17 protein-coding genes are annotated in these 15,626 nt (G+C 69.8%); 8 read left to right on the forward strand and 9 right to left on the reverse strand.

Annotation, left to right across the window (positions count from 1 at the left end):
* The first annotated feature begins 26 nt into the window (after window positions 1-26).
* From FHW73_RS06515 to FHW73_RS06525, 3 genes are all read left to right on the forward strand, one after another.
* On the forward strand, window positions 27-1,229 hold the full coding sequence (locus FHW73_RS06515) for an endo-1,4-beta-xylanase (RefSeq protein WP_183425885.1): 1,203 nt from the start codon (window positions 27-29) through the stop codon (window positions 1,227-1,229).
* A gap of 31 nt (window positions 1,230-1,260) precedes the next feature.
* The gene (locus FHW73_RS06520) at window positions 1,261-1,779 is read left to right on the forward strand and encodes a YcxB family protein (protein WP_183425886.1); all 519 of its coding nucleotides are present in this window, start codon (window positions 1,261-1,263) and stop codon (window positions 1,777-1,779) included.
* A gap of 141 nt (window positions 1,780-1,920) precedes the next feature.
* The gene (locus tag FHW73_RS06525) at window positions 1,921-2,658 is read left to right on the forward strand and encodes an rRNA pseudouridine synthase (RefSeq protein WP_183425887.1); all 738 of its coding nucleotides are present in this window, start codon (window positions 1,921-1,923) and stop codon (window positions 2,656-2,658) included.
* 9 nt (window positions 2,659-2,667) lie between these two features.
* On the opposite strand, the gene FHW73_RS06530 is transcribed toward FHW73_RS06525, so the two are convergent.
* Complete coding sequence (locus tag FHW73_RS06530; RefSeq protein WP_183425888.1) at window positions 2,668-3,525, reverse strand: PA4780 family RIO1-like protein kinase; 858 nt, start codon at window positions 3,523-3,525, stop codon at window positions 2,668-2,670.
* 216 nt (window positions 3,526-3,741) lie between these two features.
* Here FHW73_RS06530 and FHW73_RS06535 point away from each other — a divergent pair, with 216 nt between their 5' ends.
* A complete protein-coding gene (locus FHW73_RS06535) occupies window positions 3,742-4,779 on the forward strand; it encodes an SMP-30/gluconolactonase/LRE family protein (RefSeq protein WP_183425889.1) in 1,038 nt (345 codons plus the stop codon).
* A gap of 234 nt (window positions 4,780-5,013) precedes the next feature.
* On the opposite strand, the gene FHW73_RS06540 is transcribed toward FHW73_RS06535, so the two are convergent.
* Window positions 5,014-5,652 carry an NAD(P)H-binding protein gene (locus FHW73_RS06540; protein WP_183425998.1) on the reverse strand — a complete coding sequence of 213 codons (639 nt, stop codon included), beginning with the start codon at window positions 5,650-5,652 and terminating at the stop codon, window positions 5,014-5,016.
* Window positions 5,653-5,666: 14 nt separating this feature from the next.
* Window positions 5,667-6,554, reverse strand: coding sequence for an AraC family transcriptional regulator (locus FHW73_RS06545; protein ID WP_183425890.1), 888 nt, complete (start codon window positions 6,552-6,554; stop codon window positions 5,667-5,669).
* A gap of 136 nt (window positions 6,555-6,690) precedes the next feature.
* Between FHW73_RS06545 and FHW73_RS06550 the strand changes: the two genes are divergently transcribed.
* The gene (locus FHW73_RS06550; RefSeq protein WP_183425891.1) at window positions 6,691-7,446 is read left to right on the forward strand and encodes an SDR family oxidoreductase; all 756 of its coding nucleotides are present in this window, start codon (window positions 6,691-6,693) and stop codon (window positions 7,444-7,446) included.
* 151 nt (window positions 7,447-7,597) lie between these two features.
* On the opposite strand, the gene FHW73_RS06555 is transcribed toward FHW73_RS06550, so the two are convergent.
* Window positions 7,598-8,386 (reverse strand): winged helix-turn-helix domain-containing protein, encoded by a 789-nt coding sequence (locus FHW73_RS06555; RefSeq protein WP_183425892.1) that lies wholly within the window; start codon window positions 8,384-8,386, stop codon window positions 7,598-7,600.
* Between the two features lie 160 nt (window positions 8,387-8,546).
* On the opposite strand from FHW73_RS06555, the gene FHW73_RS06560 reads away from it, so the two are divergent.
* On the forward strand, window positions 8,547-9,317 hold the full coding sequence (locus tag FHW73_RS06560) for a hypothetical protein (RefSeq protein ID WP_183425893.1): 771 nt from the start codon (window positions 8,547-8,549) through the stop codon (window positions 9,315-9,317).
* 168 nt (window positions 9,318-9,485) lie between these two features.
* A complete protein-coding gene (locus tag FHW73_RS06565) occupies window positions 9,486-10,835 on the forward strand; it encodes a serine hydrolase domain-containing protein (RefSeq protein WP_255492731.1) in 1,350 nt (449 codons plus the stop codon).
* Between the two features lie 33 nt (window positions 10,836-10,868).
* Here FHW73_RS06565 and FHW73_RS06570 read toward each other — a convergent pair whose 3' ends face one another.
* From FHW73_RS06570 to FHW73_RS06590, 5 genes are all read right to left on the reverse strand, one after another.
* Window positions 10,869-11,543: a nucleotidyl transferase AbiEii/AbiGii toxin family protein gene (locus tag FHW73_RS06570; protein WP_183425895.1), complete on the reverse strand. Its 675-nt coding sequence runs from the start codon at window positions 11,541-11,543 to the stop codon at window positions 10,869-10,871.
* Window positions 11,540-12,043 (reverse strand): helix-turn-helix transcriptional regulator, encoded by a 504-nt coding sequence (locus tag FHW73_RS06575; protein ID WP_183425896.1) that lies wholly within the window; start codon window positions 12,041-12,043, stop codon window positions 11,540-11,542. The genes FHW73_RS06570 and FHW73_RS06575 overlap by 4 nt, the downstream gene beginning before the upstream one ends.
* 66 nt (window positions 12,044-12,109) lie before the next feature.
* On the reverse strand, window positions 12,110-12,484 hold the full coding sequence (gene crcB / locus FHW73_RS06580) for a fluoride efflux transporter CrcB (protein WP_221187438.1): 375 nt from the start codon (window positions 12,482-12,484) through the stop codon (window positions 12,110-12,112).
* The gene (locus FHW73_RS06585) at window positions 12,481-13,605 is read right to left on the reverse strand and encodes an ATP-binding protein (protein ID WP_183425897.1); all 1,125 of its coding nucleotides are present in this window, start codon (window positions 13,603-13,605) and stop codon (window positions 12,481-12,483) included. The genes crcB and FHW73_RS06585 overlap by 4 nt, the downstream gene beginning before the upstream one ends.
* Complete coding sequence (locus FHW73_RS06590; protein WP_221187439.1) at window positions 13,602-14,324, reverse strand: response regulator; 723 nt, start codon at window positions 14,322-14,324, stop codon at window positions 13,602-13,604. Before FHW73_RS06590 ends, FHW73_RS06585 begins: the two co-directional genes overlap by 4 nt.
* A gap of 144 nt (window positions 14,325-14,468) precedes the next feature.
* Between FHW73_RS06590 and FHW73_RS06595 the strand changes: the two genes are divergently transcribed.
* The gene (locus tag FHW73_RS06595) at window positions 14,469-15,617 is read left to right on the forward strand and encodes an efflux RND transporter periplasmic adaptor subunit (RefSeq protein WP_183425899.1); all 1,149 of its coding nucleotides are present in this window, start codon (window positions 14,469-14,471) and stop codon (window positions 15,615-15,617) included.
* Window positions 15,618-15,626: the final 9 nt, after the last annotated feature.

The raw sequence follows: 15,626 nt of genomic DNA on the forward strand, positions 1-15,626 counted from the left end.
TGTTCCCACTCGCTACCGGAGATCGCATGTCCGTCACCCCGCCTCGTCTGCTCTTGGCGAGCGCGCTGCTCGCGTGGTCCGTCGCCGCGCATGCCCTGCCGCCACCCGCCGCCCCGGACGCGAGCGCCGCACCGTTGCAGGCGCCGGCGCCAAGCACGCTCAAGGGCGCCTACGCCAGTGCATTCCGGATCGGCACCGCGGTCAACGACGACATCGTCGCGGGCCGTGACCGGCGCGCGCAGGCGCTGGTGCCGCTGCACTTCGATGCGATCACTGCCGAGAACGTCATGAAAGCCGAGGTGCTGCACCCCACGCCGGACACCTGGGATTTCGCCGCAGCCGACGCTTTCGTCGACTTCGGCCAGCGCCACGGCCAGTTCATCGTCGGCCACACGCTGGTCTGGCACAACCAGACCCCCGACTGGTTCTTCCAGGACGCCGCCGGCGCCCCGCTCGCGCCCGACGCGATGACCGCGCGCCTGCGCGACTACGTCGGAACGGTCGCGGGCCGCTATGCAGGACGCGTGCACGCCTGGGATGTGGTCAACGAGATCGTCGGCGAGGACGGCGCGTATCGCGACACCGTGTGGACGCGCGCGCTCGGTGATGGCGATACCGTCGTGCGTGAAGCCTTCGCCGCGGCCGCGCGCGCAGCCCCCGACGCCGAGCTGTACTACAACGACTTCAACACCTGGCGCCCGTCCAAGCGCGCCGGCATCGTGCGCCTGGTGCAGATGCTGCAGGACGCCGGCATCCGCATCGACGGTGTCGGCATGCAGGCGCACTGGGGCCTGCACTACCCGTCGCTGGAGGACATCGAGGCCTCGATCGACGCCTACGCCGCGCTTGGGGTCAAGGTCATGATCACCGAACTCGACATCGACGTGCTGCCACTCACGCGCGAGGGCCAGGTGATCGGCACCGGGCTGGCGCACCCGCAGTTCCAGCTCGAGGAGTTCGAGCGCTACCTCGACCCCTACCCGGACGGCCTGCCGTTGGAGGTCGAGCGCCAGCTCGCGCAACGCTACGCCGAGCTGTTCGCACTGTTCCATCGTAAGCGCGACGTCATCGACCGCGTCACCGTCTGGGGCGTGCACGACGGCATGTCGTGGAAGAACGACTATCCCGTGCCCAACCGCACCAATTACCCGCTGTTGTTCGACCGCGATCGCCAGCCCAGACCCGCACTGGGCGCGGTCTTGTCGGTACCGGGTGAAACAACGCGCTAGCATCGGGCGCAACGCCCTTGCTGTGCAGGCCATGGATCGCACGACGACCTTCATGCTCGACCAGCGCGACCACCGGCGCGGTGCGCGCCTCCATCTGGCGCGGGCGATGCGCGACCGGCGCACGCGCCTGCGCTTGGCGCTGCTGTGGCTGGTCGCCACGCTCCTGGTCAGCGGATTCGCGCTGATCGGCGGCGTGCCCTGGTCCGAGCTCGTCGGCCACCTGCCGCGGATCGCGCTCGTCGCTGCGGCAACGATCGTGATCTTCGCGTTCGGACTGCCCTTGGTGCTCGCCCCGCTGGTCGTACGCCAACGCTTCCGGCGCGAGGCGCTGCTGCGCGAGCCGGTCGTCGCACACTGGGACGAGGTCGCCTATCGGGCGCACCAGGGCGGTGTTGAAAGCCGCGTGGCGTGGGGCACCTATATGGCCTGGGACGAAAGCCCGGATCTGTTCGTGCTGTTCCTCTCCGATTACAACTTCCAGCTGATCCCCAAGCGTGCGCTCGACGCGGCGCAGATCGACGATCTCCGGACGCTGCTCGCGGCGCGCTAGCGACCAGCACCACCATTGGGCCTGCCTGCCGGCCGTACGCGGTGACGTTCTGGCCCAATGGCAGCCAGCGCCGGGCTCGGCCGGGACCTGCCCGCAGCGCGCGGGCCGCTACACTGCCCGGCCCTCGTCCCGACGCCCGCCATGTCCGATCCCGTCCGTCTCGCCCAACGCGTCGCCGAGCTGTTCGCGCTGTCCCGCAACGAGGCCGAACAGGTCATCCGCAACGGCTGGGTGTCGGTGGATGGCGTCGTGGTCGAAGCACCGCAGCATCGCGTCACCGTCGAGCACGTCGCGCTCGACCCGGCGGCCCGCGTCGAAGCGGTGGAGCCGGCGACGTTGCTGCTGCACAAGCCGGCCGGCATCGACGCGATCGACGGGGCGCATCCGGCCGTTGCGCTGGTGACGCCCGAGACACGCTGGGCCGACGACCCGAGCGGCGTGCGCCTGCTGCAGCGCCATTTCCATCGGCTGACGCCGCTGGTGCCCCTCGACACCGAGGCCAGCGGGCTGATGGTGCTGACCCAGGATGGCCGCGTCTGGCGCCGTCTGACCGAGGACGCCGACCAGATCGAGCACGAGTACATCGTCGAAGTCGCCGGCACGCTCGGCCCCTACGGCTTGGGTCAGCTCGCGCACGGCATCCAGATCGACGGTCGCACACTGCCGGCGTGCAAGGTGAGCTGGCAGAACGAAACCCGGCTGCGCTTCGCGATCAAGGGCGCACGCAATGGCCAATTGCGCGCGATGTGTGCGCAGGTCGGCCTGGACGTGCTGTCGATCCGCCGCCTGCGCATCGGCCGCATCGCACTCGGCAAGGGCCCGGCCGGAGCGATGCCGCCCGGTGCCTGGCGCTACCTGCCGGTCGGCGAGAAGTTCTGAGGCTGCGGCCTAGTCGTCCGCGTCCGCGGCTTCGCGGCCCTGCTGGCGGATCAGCGCTTCCTGCCGGGCATCCTCGATCGCATCGCGCACACCGTCGACATCGACCGTACCGGCTTCCGGGGTGAACCGCCCGGTCAGCACGGTATCGGGGGCCAGTGCCCCGGCCTCGAACAGCGCCCACATCTCCTCGCCGTACCAGGTATCGAGCAGTTCGGGCGCCGCGCGTCCGAGATAGGCGGTGAGGTTGTTGACGTCGCGCAGCAGCATCGTGCGTGCCGCGTTGTTGCCCGCCGCGCTGACCACCTGCGGGAAATCGATCACTACCGGCCCCTGCGCGTCGACCAGCACGTTGTAGGGCGACAGATCGCCATGGATCAGGCCGCAGCACAGCATCCGCACCACTTCGCGAACCAGCGCGCGGTGATAGTCGCGGGCCTGGTCGGCGTCGAGCGCGACCTCGCCCAGGCGCGGCGCCGAGAAGCCATCGGCATCGGTCACCAGTTCCATCACCAGCACGCCGTGCACGTAGCCGAAGGGCTCGGGCACGCGCACACCGGCGGCGCGCAGCTGGTACAGCGCGTCGACTTCGGTGTTCTTCCAGGCGGTTTCCTGCTGCTTGCGCCCGTACTTGCTGGCCTTGCCGATCGCGCGCGCCTCGCGGCTGCCGCGCACCTTGCGGCCTTCCTGGTACTGCACGCGCTGCTGGAAACTGCGCTGCGCCATGTCCTTGTAGACCTTCGCGCAGCGCACCTCGTCGCCGCTGCGCACGACGTACACCGCCGCTTCCTTGCCGCTCTTGAGCGGACGCACGACAGCATCGATCACGCCGTCGTCGATCAGTGCCTGCAGGCCTTGGGGGGTTTTCACGCGGGTCCTGTGCGGTGGTCGGCACGGCGGGGGCCGGCCACGAGCGGGGAAGCTTCGCATGTCCGTTCCGGAGCCGCCATCGCCCACCGGCGCGCAGCAAGGTGCAGGCAGGCTTGGCTTCATCCGGCATTCGAAAAGCCGCCTGCGCCACGGCGATTCGCCACTGCGCGTCGGAGGTTGCATGCTGTCCGGCCCCCAATCGGAGACCACACACCGATGCGATGGCCCGCGCTGCTGTTCGCTCTACCCCTGCTCGCCGCCTGCGCGGCGCCGACGCCGCCCGTCGATGCCGACCCCGATACCGCATCGACACTCGGCAGGCTGACCCGCTGGCACGCCGGTTTCGATGCGGTCGTCGCGCCGGATGCGCGCATCGAGCGCCTCGCCGATGGCTTCACCTGGTCCGAGGGGCCGGCATGGATCGCCGACGGCGGCTATCTGCTGTTCACCGACGTGCCCGAGAACCGCATGCACCGCTGGTCCGAGGCCGACGGCGTCTCAGTGTTCCTCGAACCGTCCGGCTACGACGGTCCCGACACCGGTGAACTGCGCGAGGCCGGTGCCAATGGCCTACTGGCCGAGCCGGGCGGCCGCCTGCTGCTCGCCGATTCGGGCAACCGGCTGGTCGCACGCTTGGACCTCGCGACCCGGCGCAAGACCCCGCTGGCCGAACGCTTCGATGGCAAGCGCCTGAACAGCCCGAACGACATCGCGCAGCGCAGCGACGGCAGCGTGTTCTTCACCGACCCGCCGTACGGCCTGGAAGGCATGAACGACTCGCCGGCGAAAGAACTCGACTTCAACGGCGTCTACCGCATCGCGCCCGACGGCCGCCTGCATCTGCTCGACGCCACCGTGCCCTTCCCCAACGGCATCGCGCTGTCGCCCGACGAACGCACGTTGTATGTCGCCAGCTCCGATCCCGAAGCCCCGCTCTGGTACGCCTACGCGCTGGACGCGGACGGCACGGTGTCCGGGCGCCGCGTGTTCGCCGACGCCAGCGACCTGATGAGCGACAACGCACCCGGGCTGCCCGACGGCATGACCGTCGCCGCCGACGGTACGGTGTTCGCCACCGGCCCGGGCGGCGTGCTGGTATTCGCGCCCGACGGCACGCGGCTGGGCCGCATCGAGACCGGCGGCGCGATCTCCAACTGCACCTTCGGCGACGACGGCCGCACGCTGTACATGACCTCCGACGACATTCTCGCGCGCTTGCGTGTGCAAACGATTGGGCCGGGGTTCGCGCGCTAGGCATTCGATGCTGGGGTCGGGACCATACAAGCAGCCCCCACCCAACCCTCCCCCGCGCGCGGGGGAGGGCTTTCCCATGCGATCTGCAGCCGCGCGGCTGTTCGCGCTCAGCGCGTCGTGCAAGCAGCATCTTGCATGGCCGACACCGATCTGCACGCCGCTCGCCGACGCGCCGCTCGACTCCCTCCCCCGCCTGCGGGGGAGGGCTGGGGTGGGGGCACGCCCTGGTGCGGCCTACACAGCCTCAGCCAGCCGCTCCGAACCCACGACGTGCACGCCGGGTCGGGCATGGATCGCGGCGTCCAGCAGCGCGGCCGCGATCCGCAGTGCCGGGTTGATGCGCCAGCGCGGTGGCAGCAGCGGACCGAGTGCGCCGAGCACGACGCCGGCCACCCGCTCGCCCAGCCGGAACTCGTCGCGCGTCCCGCCGATGAGCCCAGGCCGCACGAAGGTCAGCGACTCGAAGCCGAGCGCCGACAGATCGCGTTCCAGTTCGCCCTTGACCCGGTTGTAGAACACGCGCGACGCCGGATCGGCGCCCAGCGCCGAATTCAGCGCAAACGCCCGCGCACCATGCGCCTGCGCCTGGCGCGCCACCCCCAGCGGATAGTCGTGGTCGACGCGGTAGAAGACCGCCTGCGAGCCGGCCTTGCGGATCGTCGTGCCGAGCGTGCAGATCACCGCATCGACTCGCCACCATGGGGCATCGCCGGGCAGGCGGTCGAAGTCCACCTGCGGCGACTGCAGTTTCGGGTGCGCTGGCAGGTGGCGGCGTACCGGCGCGATCACCGCCGCCACGCGCGGATCGGCCAAGGCCTGGGCCAGCACGTGGCGCCCGACCAGGCCCGTCGCACCGACCAGCAACACCCGCATGCCAGCGCCCGTGCTCATCGCAGTTGCGCCCGTTGCCGCGCCGCGTCGATCTCGCGCACCGGTGGCTGGCCGAACATGCGCGCGTACTCGCGGGTGAACTGCGGCACGCTCGCATAGCCCACACCATGCGCGGCGATGCCCGCAGGAACGCCCTCGGCCAGCATGCGGCGACGCGCTTCGATCAGCCGCAACCGCTTCTGGAACTGCAACGGCGTGAGCGACGTCGCCGCGCGGAAATGCGCATGGAACGCCGACACGCTCATGTCGGACATCGCCGCCAGCCGCTCCACCGGCAACGGCCGGTCGTAGCCGGCGCGCAACGCCGCCACCGCACGCGCCACCCGCTGCGCGCTGCCGCTGGGCCACGCCAGCCGCCGGATCGCCGCCCCATGCCGCCCGGCCAACAGCCAGTAATGCATCTCGCGCACATGCTGGGCCTGCAGCACCGGCAGCGCCGCCGGGCGGGCGAGCAGCCGCATCAACTGCAGCGCCGCCTCGGCGAGCTCGGCATCGGTCGGCTCCACCCCGATCGGCGCTGCGCCAGGATCCGGCGCGGCATCCATGTCGGCGACCAGATCGGCCACCACCGCCGGATCGATCTCCATCACCAGCGAGCAGTACGGCGCCGCGGCGCTGGCCTGCACGATCCGGCTCTGGGTCGGCAGATCGGCCGCGATCACCAGTGTGTCGCCGGCAGCGAACGCGAACGTGCGCGTCCCCATCGTCACCTCCTTGGCGCCCTGCAGCACCAGGCAGGCCAGCGGACGCTGGATGTCGTGGGCCAGCCCGCTCGGTGCCAGCGCGTGCACCGTTGACAGTCCGGGGATCGGGGTCGCGGCGATGCCGCCGCCTGGTGCGTGGGCGTCCGCATGGCGGCGGACCAGATCGAGCAATGCGGTCATGGCGCCAGCCTACGCTTCCCGGACCAACGCCGGACAGACGGCTGGAGGATCAGGCAAGCATCGCCGAGCTTCCGGCAACCGCGGTGGCCGACGCGGCGCGATAGTGGCTCCCCCGCCACGCACCCCAGGATCCCCCATGACCCGCATCACCCTGATCACCGGCGCCAGCCGTGGCCTCGGCCGCAATACCGCCCTCGCCGTCGCGCGCGCCGGCGGCGACGTCGTGTTGACCTACCGCAGCGGCGAAGCCGACGCCCAGGCCGTCGTCGCCGAGATCGAGGCGCTCGGCCGCAAAGCCCGCGCGTTCCAACTCGACGTCGGCGACGCCGCCAGCTTCCCGACCTTCGCCGAGACCCTGCGCGCCGCGCTGCGCGAGACCTGGCAGCGCGAGACCGTCGACCACCTGGTCAACAATGCCGGCCACGGCGACACCGCACCGTTCGGCGAGACCACCCAGGCGCAGTTCGACCGCCTTGTCGACGTGCACTTCAAGGGCGCGTTCTTCCTGACCCAGACGCTGCTGCCGCTGATCGCCGATGGCGGCCGGATCGTCAATCTGTCCAGTGGCCTGACCCGCTTCGCCTACCCCGGCTACGCCGCCTACGCCGCAGCCAAGGGTGCAGTCGAAGTGCTGAGCCGATACCTGGCCAAGGAACTGGGCCCACGCGGTATCGCCGTCAACACCGTGGCGCCCGGCGCCATCGAGACCGATTTCGGCGGCGGCGTCGTGCGCGACAACCCGCAGGTCAACGAACACCTCGCCGGCATCACCGCCCTCGGCCGCGTTGGCGTGCCCGACGACATCGGCCCGATGATCGCCAGCCTGCTCGGCGACGCCAACCGCTGGGTCACCGGTCAGCGCATCGAGGTCTCGGGCGGGCAGGCGCTCTGACGGCGAGCATCGGACGGTCCGCTTCGGGGGCGAGTCACGACCCGACGCGGACCGACGCTGGTGACGTCGGTCCGTTCGCCCTCAGCCACTGCGCAACAGCCACGCAAGCGCGCCCCTGGGGGACGGGACGCCCTGACTCCACGCATATCGCTCACTCGAGCGCTCGCACCAACCCCGTCGCCATCTGCGCCGCCAGTGCTCGCTGCAGCGGCACGTAATCCTCCGTGTCGGTGTCGGCCGCGAACTCGCCAGACCACACCAGATGCCCCCCGGCGTCGTCGACCAGCGTCACGACCGCCACTGTCTGCTGGGACGTCTGTCGAACGCTGACGCGCGCATGCAGGTCAGCGGGCGCCCCCTCGGTGGCCATGTAGTAGCCGGTCGGCAGGCTGCCGCTGAGCTGTGCAACCAGACTTTCGCGCAGTCCGGCATTGAACTGGGGGAACATCACGTACTCACACAGCCCCTGCACCGGCTCGACGGCGATGCGGTGCGGTGGCGGTGCCAGGGCCAGCGCTCGATATCCCCAGCTTGCACCGCCGACCGCGAGCATCACGGCGGCGAGGACGCCGGACGCGAGCCCGAGTTGCCGGTGGCGACGCGGTGGCGGGCTGGCGACCGCGCCCTGCGCATCGCCGGCCAGCGTGCCGATGAAACGATAGCCCGCGCGCGGGCGTGTCTGGATGTAGCGCGGCGCGTCCGCATCGTCGTCCAGCAACGCGCGAATGCGCCGGATGCAGGTATTGAGCGCGGCATCCCCGCCGGTGCCCGCACGCGGCCAGAACCGGTCGAGCAGTTCTCGCCGGGGCACCACGCGGTCCCGGCATTCGATCAGATACGCCAGCACCTCCACGGCCTGGGGTGGGGTGTCGAGCGGCTGTTCGCCTCGGAAGATCTGGAGGGTCGCAGGGTCCAGCCCGAAGGCGTCGAAGCGCAGCATCGTGGTTCTCCCGGCCCGGTCGACGCGCCGCGTCATCGGCCTGTCAGCGAATGTTACGACATGTCATTGGGGCATTTTGGCAGAACGCCCTAGGCTTGCCCGAGCGATGCCACGGGCCCGCCCCGGCCGCGTTCTCCCCTTCGCCTTCAGGACCCTGCCCATGCGCCTTTACCTGCTCGCCGCCCTGTGTGGACTGCCGGCCCTCGTCACTCCGTTCAGCCAGGCCCTGGCCGAAAGAACGGATGTCGAGGTCCGCGTCATGGCACGCGGTGCCAAGTTCATGGGCGGCTACAGTGCCCCGGTCCGCGTGACCCTGACCGATGCGGAGACCGGCGAGGTCCTCGCGCGCGGGCTGACCTCGGGGACCACCGGCGACACCCGAACGATCATGAGTACCGCCCACGTCCACGGCGCCGCACTGGCGAACGAGGCGACTGCCGCATTCCGCACGTCGCTCGACCTCGACCGCCCGCGCCAGGTAACCCTGAGCGTGACCGGTCCGCTCAGCCAACCCCAGGCCACCACCACGGCGACCAGCACGCAGTGGCTGCTGCCCGGACATCACCTCACCGCGGGCGATGGCTGGCGGATGGAGCTGCCCGGCTTGATCGTCGACCTCGCCAGCCCACTCGCCTACCAGTGGGTGCAAGTAGGCCAGACCGTTCCTCTGCGGGCAGGCGTGACCCTGCTGTGCGGCTGCCCGATATCCGAGGACGGCCCCTGGCGGGCGGGCGACACCGAAGTGGACGCCTACCTGCGCATCGACGGCGGGGCACCGGTTCGGCATCGTCTCGCTTTCGACCCGACCCAGGGGCTGTTCGTCGGCGAACTGCGGACCCAGGCCACCGGTCTATACGAACTGGAGATCCGCGCCTGGATGGGACCGAGCAACAATGCCGGCGTGGCACGGACCGCCTTCTTCGTCCGTTGAACCTGACGACCTGCGCCAATGCCCCCGACCAGCGACGTTTTGGCAGAGCCGATCCACCAGCGCGAGAGGCCCACCCCCATGCGCCCCAGACACCTCCTGCCCACCTGGCTCCTCCTGGTTCTGCTGCTCCCGTGCAGCGCATCCGCCCATGACACGCGCGCCGATGCCATGGCCAAGCAACTGGAGACCAACCGACAGCGCTACGGCATTGCCGGCCAGGCCGTGCTGGTCGCGCGCAACGGCCAGGTGCTGTTCCGCAGCGCGGATGGCGAGGCCGACATCGCCACCCACGCCCCGGTCACCGAGACCACCGTATTCCCGGTCTACTCGCTGGCCAAGCTGTTCGCCAGCACGCTGGCGATGCAGCGCATCGAGCAGGGCGCGCTGACTCTGGACGGCCCGATCGGCGCGACCCTACCGGGTCTGCCGGCACACTGGCAGGACATCCGCCTGCGCGACCTGCTCGACCACACCTCCGGTCTGCCCGAGTACTTCGAGGCCCCGCAGGACGGCACGCTGGCCGCGCCGCTTCTGGCGGATGCGCGCGCCGTCTTCGCCGCCCTTGCGCAGACCCCACTCCAGTTCGCGCCGGGCACCCGCACGCGCTACACGCAGACCAACTACCTCGTCCTGGCGGCACTGCTCGCGGCAGACGGCGGCAAGCCCCACCCGCAACTCGTCGAAGACCGCATTCTGCGCCCATTGCAACTGCGCCATACCTGGCTCGGGCCGGCCGCGTTGCCCGAGTACGGCGTCGCGACCGCCTACACCGGTCGGGATGGCCGGCTCGTGCCCGACCCCGACCTCGCCTGGCCCGACGATGCGCTCGGTCATGCCGCGCTCTACACCACGCTCGACGATCTCGCCCGCTTCCTCCAGGCCATGACCGGCGGCGAGCTCGTTAGCCGGGAGACCCTGCAGGCGCTGTGGCAGCCACGCATCCTGCCCGACGGCCAGCGCGGTTGGTTCGCGGCCGGATGGGAGTACGGCGACAACGGCGTCGACCGCCAGGTCGGCCACGACGGCGGTACCCGGGTCCGCGTGCGCGTGCTGTTCGAGGGCGCCCCGGACGGCGGCGTCGACACCGTCGTCTATCTGACCAACGGCAGCGCCCGCAACGTCTGGTCGCGGACGCTGGTCGACAGCGTCCTGGCCGCGATGGCACCCGAACGCTTCCCGACCGAAGCCCTGGCCGAGACGTTACGCGGCCTCGCCCTCGACGCGCCCGCAGATGACGATCTGCACGCACGCGCGCGCACGATCCGCGCAGCCAGCCCGCTCGACGACAGCGCGTTCGAGCGCACCGTCAATGCCACCGGCTATGCCGTCCGCGAGAACTTCGGCATCGACCCCGCACTGCGCGTATTCGCACTGAACGCCGAGCTGTTCCCGATGTCGGCCAACGCCTGGGACAGCCTCGCCGAGGCGTACGCCGCCAAGGGCGACGACGCGCAAGCTCACGCGCTGTATGAGAAGGCACGCAAGCTCGCGCGCGACGCGACGCGCAGAAAGGACTGATCGGTCGAACATACGATGGACCCGTCCACGCCCTTAACGACGTCTCACATCTTCAGCGAGCAATGGGCGAATCATCGCCTCCGCTTGCGCCACGCAATGCTCGAAATCCAGCTCAGGACCGATGGTGTCGATCTGCGCGAACTCGCGTCGCATCGCATCCCGCCGCTCGCCGAGCCCTCGGAGGAAGGCCGCGCCATGCTTGCGCATGAAGGGCACTGCCAATTCGATCTGATCTGGCTCCGCCTCGGCCACTGCGCACAGGTCGAACAGGTCCCGCGCCTTTGCGCGGTTGCCGCGATGCCACATCTTCTTGGCGATGATCTCCGCCGAGGTTTCGACCCTGATCGCTCTGCCTCGATACGACACCATCTCGTAGGGCGCGGCCGTCAATGAGGCGCCAACGACCACATCGATTTCGCCGCCCGGCAGAAACAGCTTCAGATACTCGGCGGCTTCCTCGTAATCGGCGCTGACATTCTCGGCCACCTCGCTCAGACGCGGATTCACGTACCCCAGGTACTGGGGATCGGGAACGATGAGGTCGATGTCCTTGCTCTGCCGATGCGCAATACGCAACATCAACACGGTACCGCCACCGAACGTCCAGACCGCGCCTGGGAGCTGCTGCTCCAAGTGCGTCATCAACTCGAGCGCAGGGACGAACAGATCGTGCCAGAGGCCGGGGCGCTCCAGATCGACCGCACTCACGCCCAGATCTCGCGCTGACTCTTCACGTCGTGCGCCAAGCGTCGATAGGTCTTCCAGACAGCACCGCGGTCGAGGCCGACCTGCTCATGCAGTTGATCGGCGACAGACGCCAGCAACGACACCGGCGCTTCGTCGAGAAACGCATGGAGATGCGGGGCGTAGTCCTCGGCAACCCGTCCCGTCATCAGGATGTGCTTGAGCTTGGCTGCAGTGAGCGACGCCTTGTAGCTCACACTGGCCGTGGCCGCTGCCCGCATCAACGGCGTCATCTTCTGGAGACGGGCTGGCCTTGCACGACCGGCATCGACCCGCAACGCCAATCCAAGCAGCGTGGCGAGCCGTTCGGCCTTGTTGAGTCCGAGGTCCGGCACCGCGCCCGTTTCCAATTGGTTGACCGTCTGCCGGGAAAGCCCGCTCAGCGCGGCCACCTGCGCCTGACTCAGGCCCATTTCGGCCCGCCGCATCCGCATTGCCTGCCCGAGTTCATGGATCGCGCCCATGCCGGGATCGTACGCCAGGCTTACAGAATGTCAAATATATGCGACATCTCATTGTGCTGACGGGGCCTAAAGCGCCGCCCGCACCAGCGCCATTCCCGCGAACAGCCCGCCGATCGACAGCACGACCGACGCCAGCACATAGATGGCCGCCAGGCCTGGTTGCCCACGCTCATAGAGCAGCGCCGCCTCCAGCGAGAACGCCGAGAATGTCGTGAAGCCACCCAACACGCCGGTCATCAGGAACAACCGCAGCGATGGCGACAGGCCACTGCGCGCGGCGAACCAGGCCACGACCACGCCCATCAGCAGCGAGCCGACGACGTTGATGCACAGCGTGCCGTAGGGAAACGTCGTGCCGGCACGCAGCGCCAGCATGTTGACGCCGTGACGCAACGCCGCGCCCAGGCCGCCGCCGAGGAACACCAGCAGGAGCTGGATCATTGCGCGTCTCCGGCAAGGGCGGGCGGCGGCAGCCTGCCGTCCACACGCGTCTGCCGCGCATCGGTCACCGGCCATGCAAGAAAGACATCGCTGCCGCAGCCCAGGGCTGAGCGGCACCCTGCGTGGCCGCCATGCGCGATCGCGATCGTCCGCACGACCGCCAGTCCGAGTCCCGACCCGCCACCGGCGCGCGATCGTGACGGATCGCCACGCCGGAACGCGTCGAACACGTGCTGCCGCAGCGCCTCTGGCACCCCGGGGCCGCTATCCACGACGCCAACGCAGGCTTCATTGTCGGCGACGCGGGCATACAGCAGCAGCGGGCCGGGCGTCGCATGCTTGAGCGCGTTGTCCAGCAGCGCGGTGAGCGCCTGCCGGATGCGTGCCGGGTCGCACGTCACCCGCGGCGGCACGCTGGTCTCCACGCGCAGGTCGAACCCGGCCGCGGCGAGGCGGTCGGAGATCGACTCGGCAACCCCTTGCAGCTCCTGGGCGAGATCGACCGCCACCAAATCGATCTCGAAATGTCCACTGTCCTGCAGACTGAGCACGCGCAGATCCTCGACCAGCCGCGACAGGCTCTCGGCCTGCTTGAGCAGGCCCGCGAACACCGCCGGCTCGGGCGCAAACACCCCGTCGACCAGGCCTTGCAGGCGCCCGCGCAGGATCGTGACCGGCGTGCGCAATTCGTGCGCGACCGCGGCGTTCCAGAACGTCTGTTCCCGCATGGCGTCCTGCAGTCGCTCGGCCAGTGCATTGACGTCCTGCGCCAGTTGCGCCGTCTCCCCGGTGGCGCGTGCATCGAGCGCGACCCGGATGTGCAGGTTGCCTTGCGCGATGTCGCGCAGGCCGTGGGCCGCTGCATTCAAGGGGTTGAGGATGCGCCGCGACAGCCGGATCGCGACCCAGACCGAAATGACCACGGCCGCGACCACGGTCATCACGATCCAGGCCAACTCGGCGCCCGATGGCACCCAGCTCTGCGAGAGCATCGACGGCGCGTAGGCCGACGCCCATGCGTAGAAGGCATAGGACCCGACGAAGGAGAGCACCATCAACCCGAGCGACATCACCGCCAGCGATGTCGCGATCTGGGACCGCAACCCCGAAGCGCGCGTCATGCGGCCCGGCCGACGCGATAGCCCACGCCGCGTACGCTCTCCGGCACGCCCTGCAGACCGGCTGCCTCGAGCTTGCACCGCAGCTTGCTGACATGGCTGTCCACGGTCCGCTCCAGCGTGTCGCCCTCCGGCAGGCACGCTGCCAGCAGTTCGGCGCGGCTGCAGACCCGCTCGGGCGCGCGCAGCAGATGCGCGAGCAGCTTGAACTCGGTGAGGGTCAGATCGATCGCGTGCAGGCCGTCCTCGAGATGCAGCGTCACCGCGTGACGGTCGGCATCGATCTCGATCGGTCCCGCCCGCAAGGTCGGTGCAGCATCGGCCACCGACACCCGGGTCCGCCGCAACACCGCCTCCACGCGGGCGACCACCTCGGCCGGATTGAACGGCTTGACCACGTAGTCGTCCGCGCCGATCCGCAGCCCGGTCAGCTTGTCCACATCCTGGTCCATCGCGGTGAGCATGATCACCGGGGTATTGCCGCGGTGACGGATCTCCCTGAGCACCTGCCAGCCATCGAGCACCGGCATCTGCACATCGAGCAGCACGAGATCGGGCCGGTGGGTCCGGTGCTTGGCCAGCGCATCGGCACCATCGAAAGCGCGCACGCTGCGCAGGCCGCTTCGGCGCAGATAGGCCGCCAGGATCTCGCCGATGTCCGGCTCGTCCTCGGCGATCAGCACGAGGGATTCGGCCGGGACGCTGGGACCGCGGGAGGGCATCGGGTTTCCGGGGACTGAACGGGACGCGGCGTCCATCTTATCTCCATACAGACGGCACTCAATCCCAACGACTGCCGACCAGACTGCGCAGCCTCGAGCGGCCGACCGTCCCGGATCGGCCCCCGCGTGCAGGAGTTGCGGTCCATGTCCCCCTTCCGTTGCCTTCGACGCACCCTCCCGTTGGCCGCGTCGGTCGTGTTGCTCGTGGCGTGCAGCGCGCAGCGCGACGCCGACGGCGCGTCGCCACCGCCCAGCGTCACCGTCGAGACCCTCGCCCCGACCCCGGTGGTCGTCCGTGTGGACCTCCCGGGACGGGTGACCGCGCTGCGGACGGCCGAGATCAGGCCGCAGGTGGGCGGCATCGTGCAACGGCGCCTGTTCGAGCAGGGTGCGGAAGTCGAGGCCGGCACGCCGCTGTTCCAGATCGCCCCCGCCCCACTCCGGGCGGATGTCGACACCGCGCGCGCCAGCTTGCGCCGTGCCCAGGCCGAAGCCAGGCGCACGCGCGTGCACAGCGAACGCCTGGCGACCCTCGCACGCGACCAGGTGGTCAGCCGCCAGATGTACGACGACGTGGTCGCGCAGCGCGACCAGGCCCAGGCCGATGTCGCGCAGGCCGAAGCGAGCCTGGCGCGGCGGCTCGTGGATCTGGGGTTCTCACGGGTCAGTGCCCCGATCCCCGGCCGCATCGACCAGGCCCTGGTCTCCGAAGGCGCGCTGGTCACCGCAGGCGACAGCACGCCGATGGCCACAATCCAGCAGATCGACCGGGTGTATGTGGATGTCCGCCAGCCGGCGGGCCATGGCGAGGCGCTCCGCCGGCGCCTGGATGCACGCGACACCGCGGATGTCGAGATCCTGGTGGACGGACAGCCGACCGGCCTGCATGGCCGGCTGCTGTTCGCGGGCACGCGCGTGGATGCCGGCACCGGCGACGTACTGCTGCGCATCGAGGTCGAGAACCCGGCGCGTACCTTGTTGCCCGGCATGTTTGTGCAGGCACGGATGGTCGATGCCCAGTACCCCACGGCGCTGACCGCTCCCGAAGAGGCCATCGTCAGGGCCGGGGAACGCGCCAGCGTGTGGGTGCTCGATGCCTCGCATCATGCACGCCTGCTGCCCGTCACCCTCGGCGAACGCATCGAGGGCCGCTACCGGATCGCCGACGGGCTGCAGCCTGGACAGCGCCTTGTCGTGAAGGGCATGGAGCGTCTGCAAGAAGGCGGCATCGCGCAGGCCCGCACCGAATCGACCGACGCCACCGATCTGGCCGGCACGCCCGGACGCGACTGAGGACGTTCG

Origin of the sequence: Luteimonas sp. RC10 (assembly GCF_014192745.1) — a bacterium.
Classification (GTDB): Bacteria; Pseudomonadota; Gammaproteobacteria; order Xanthomonadales; family Xanthomonadaceae; genus Luteimonas.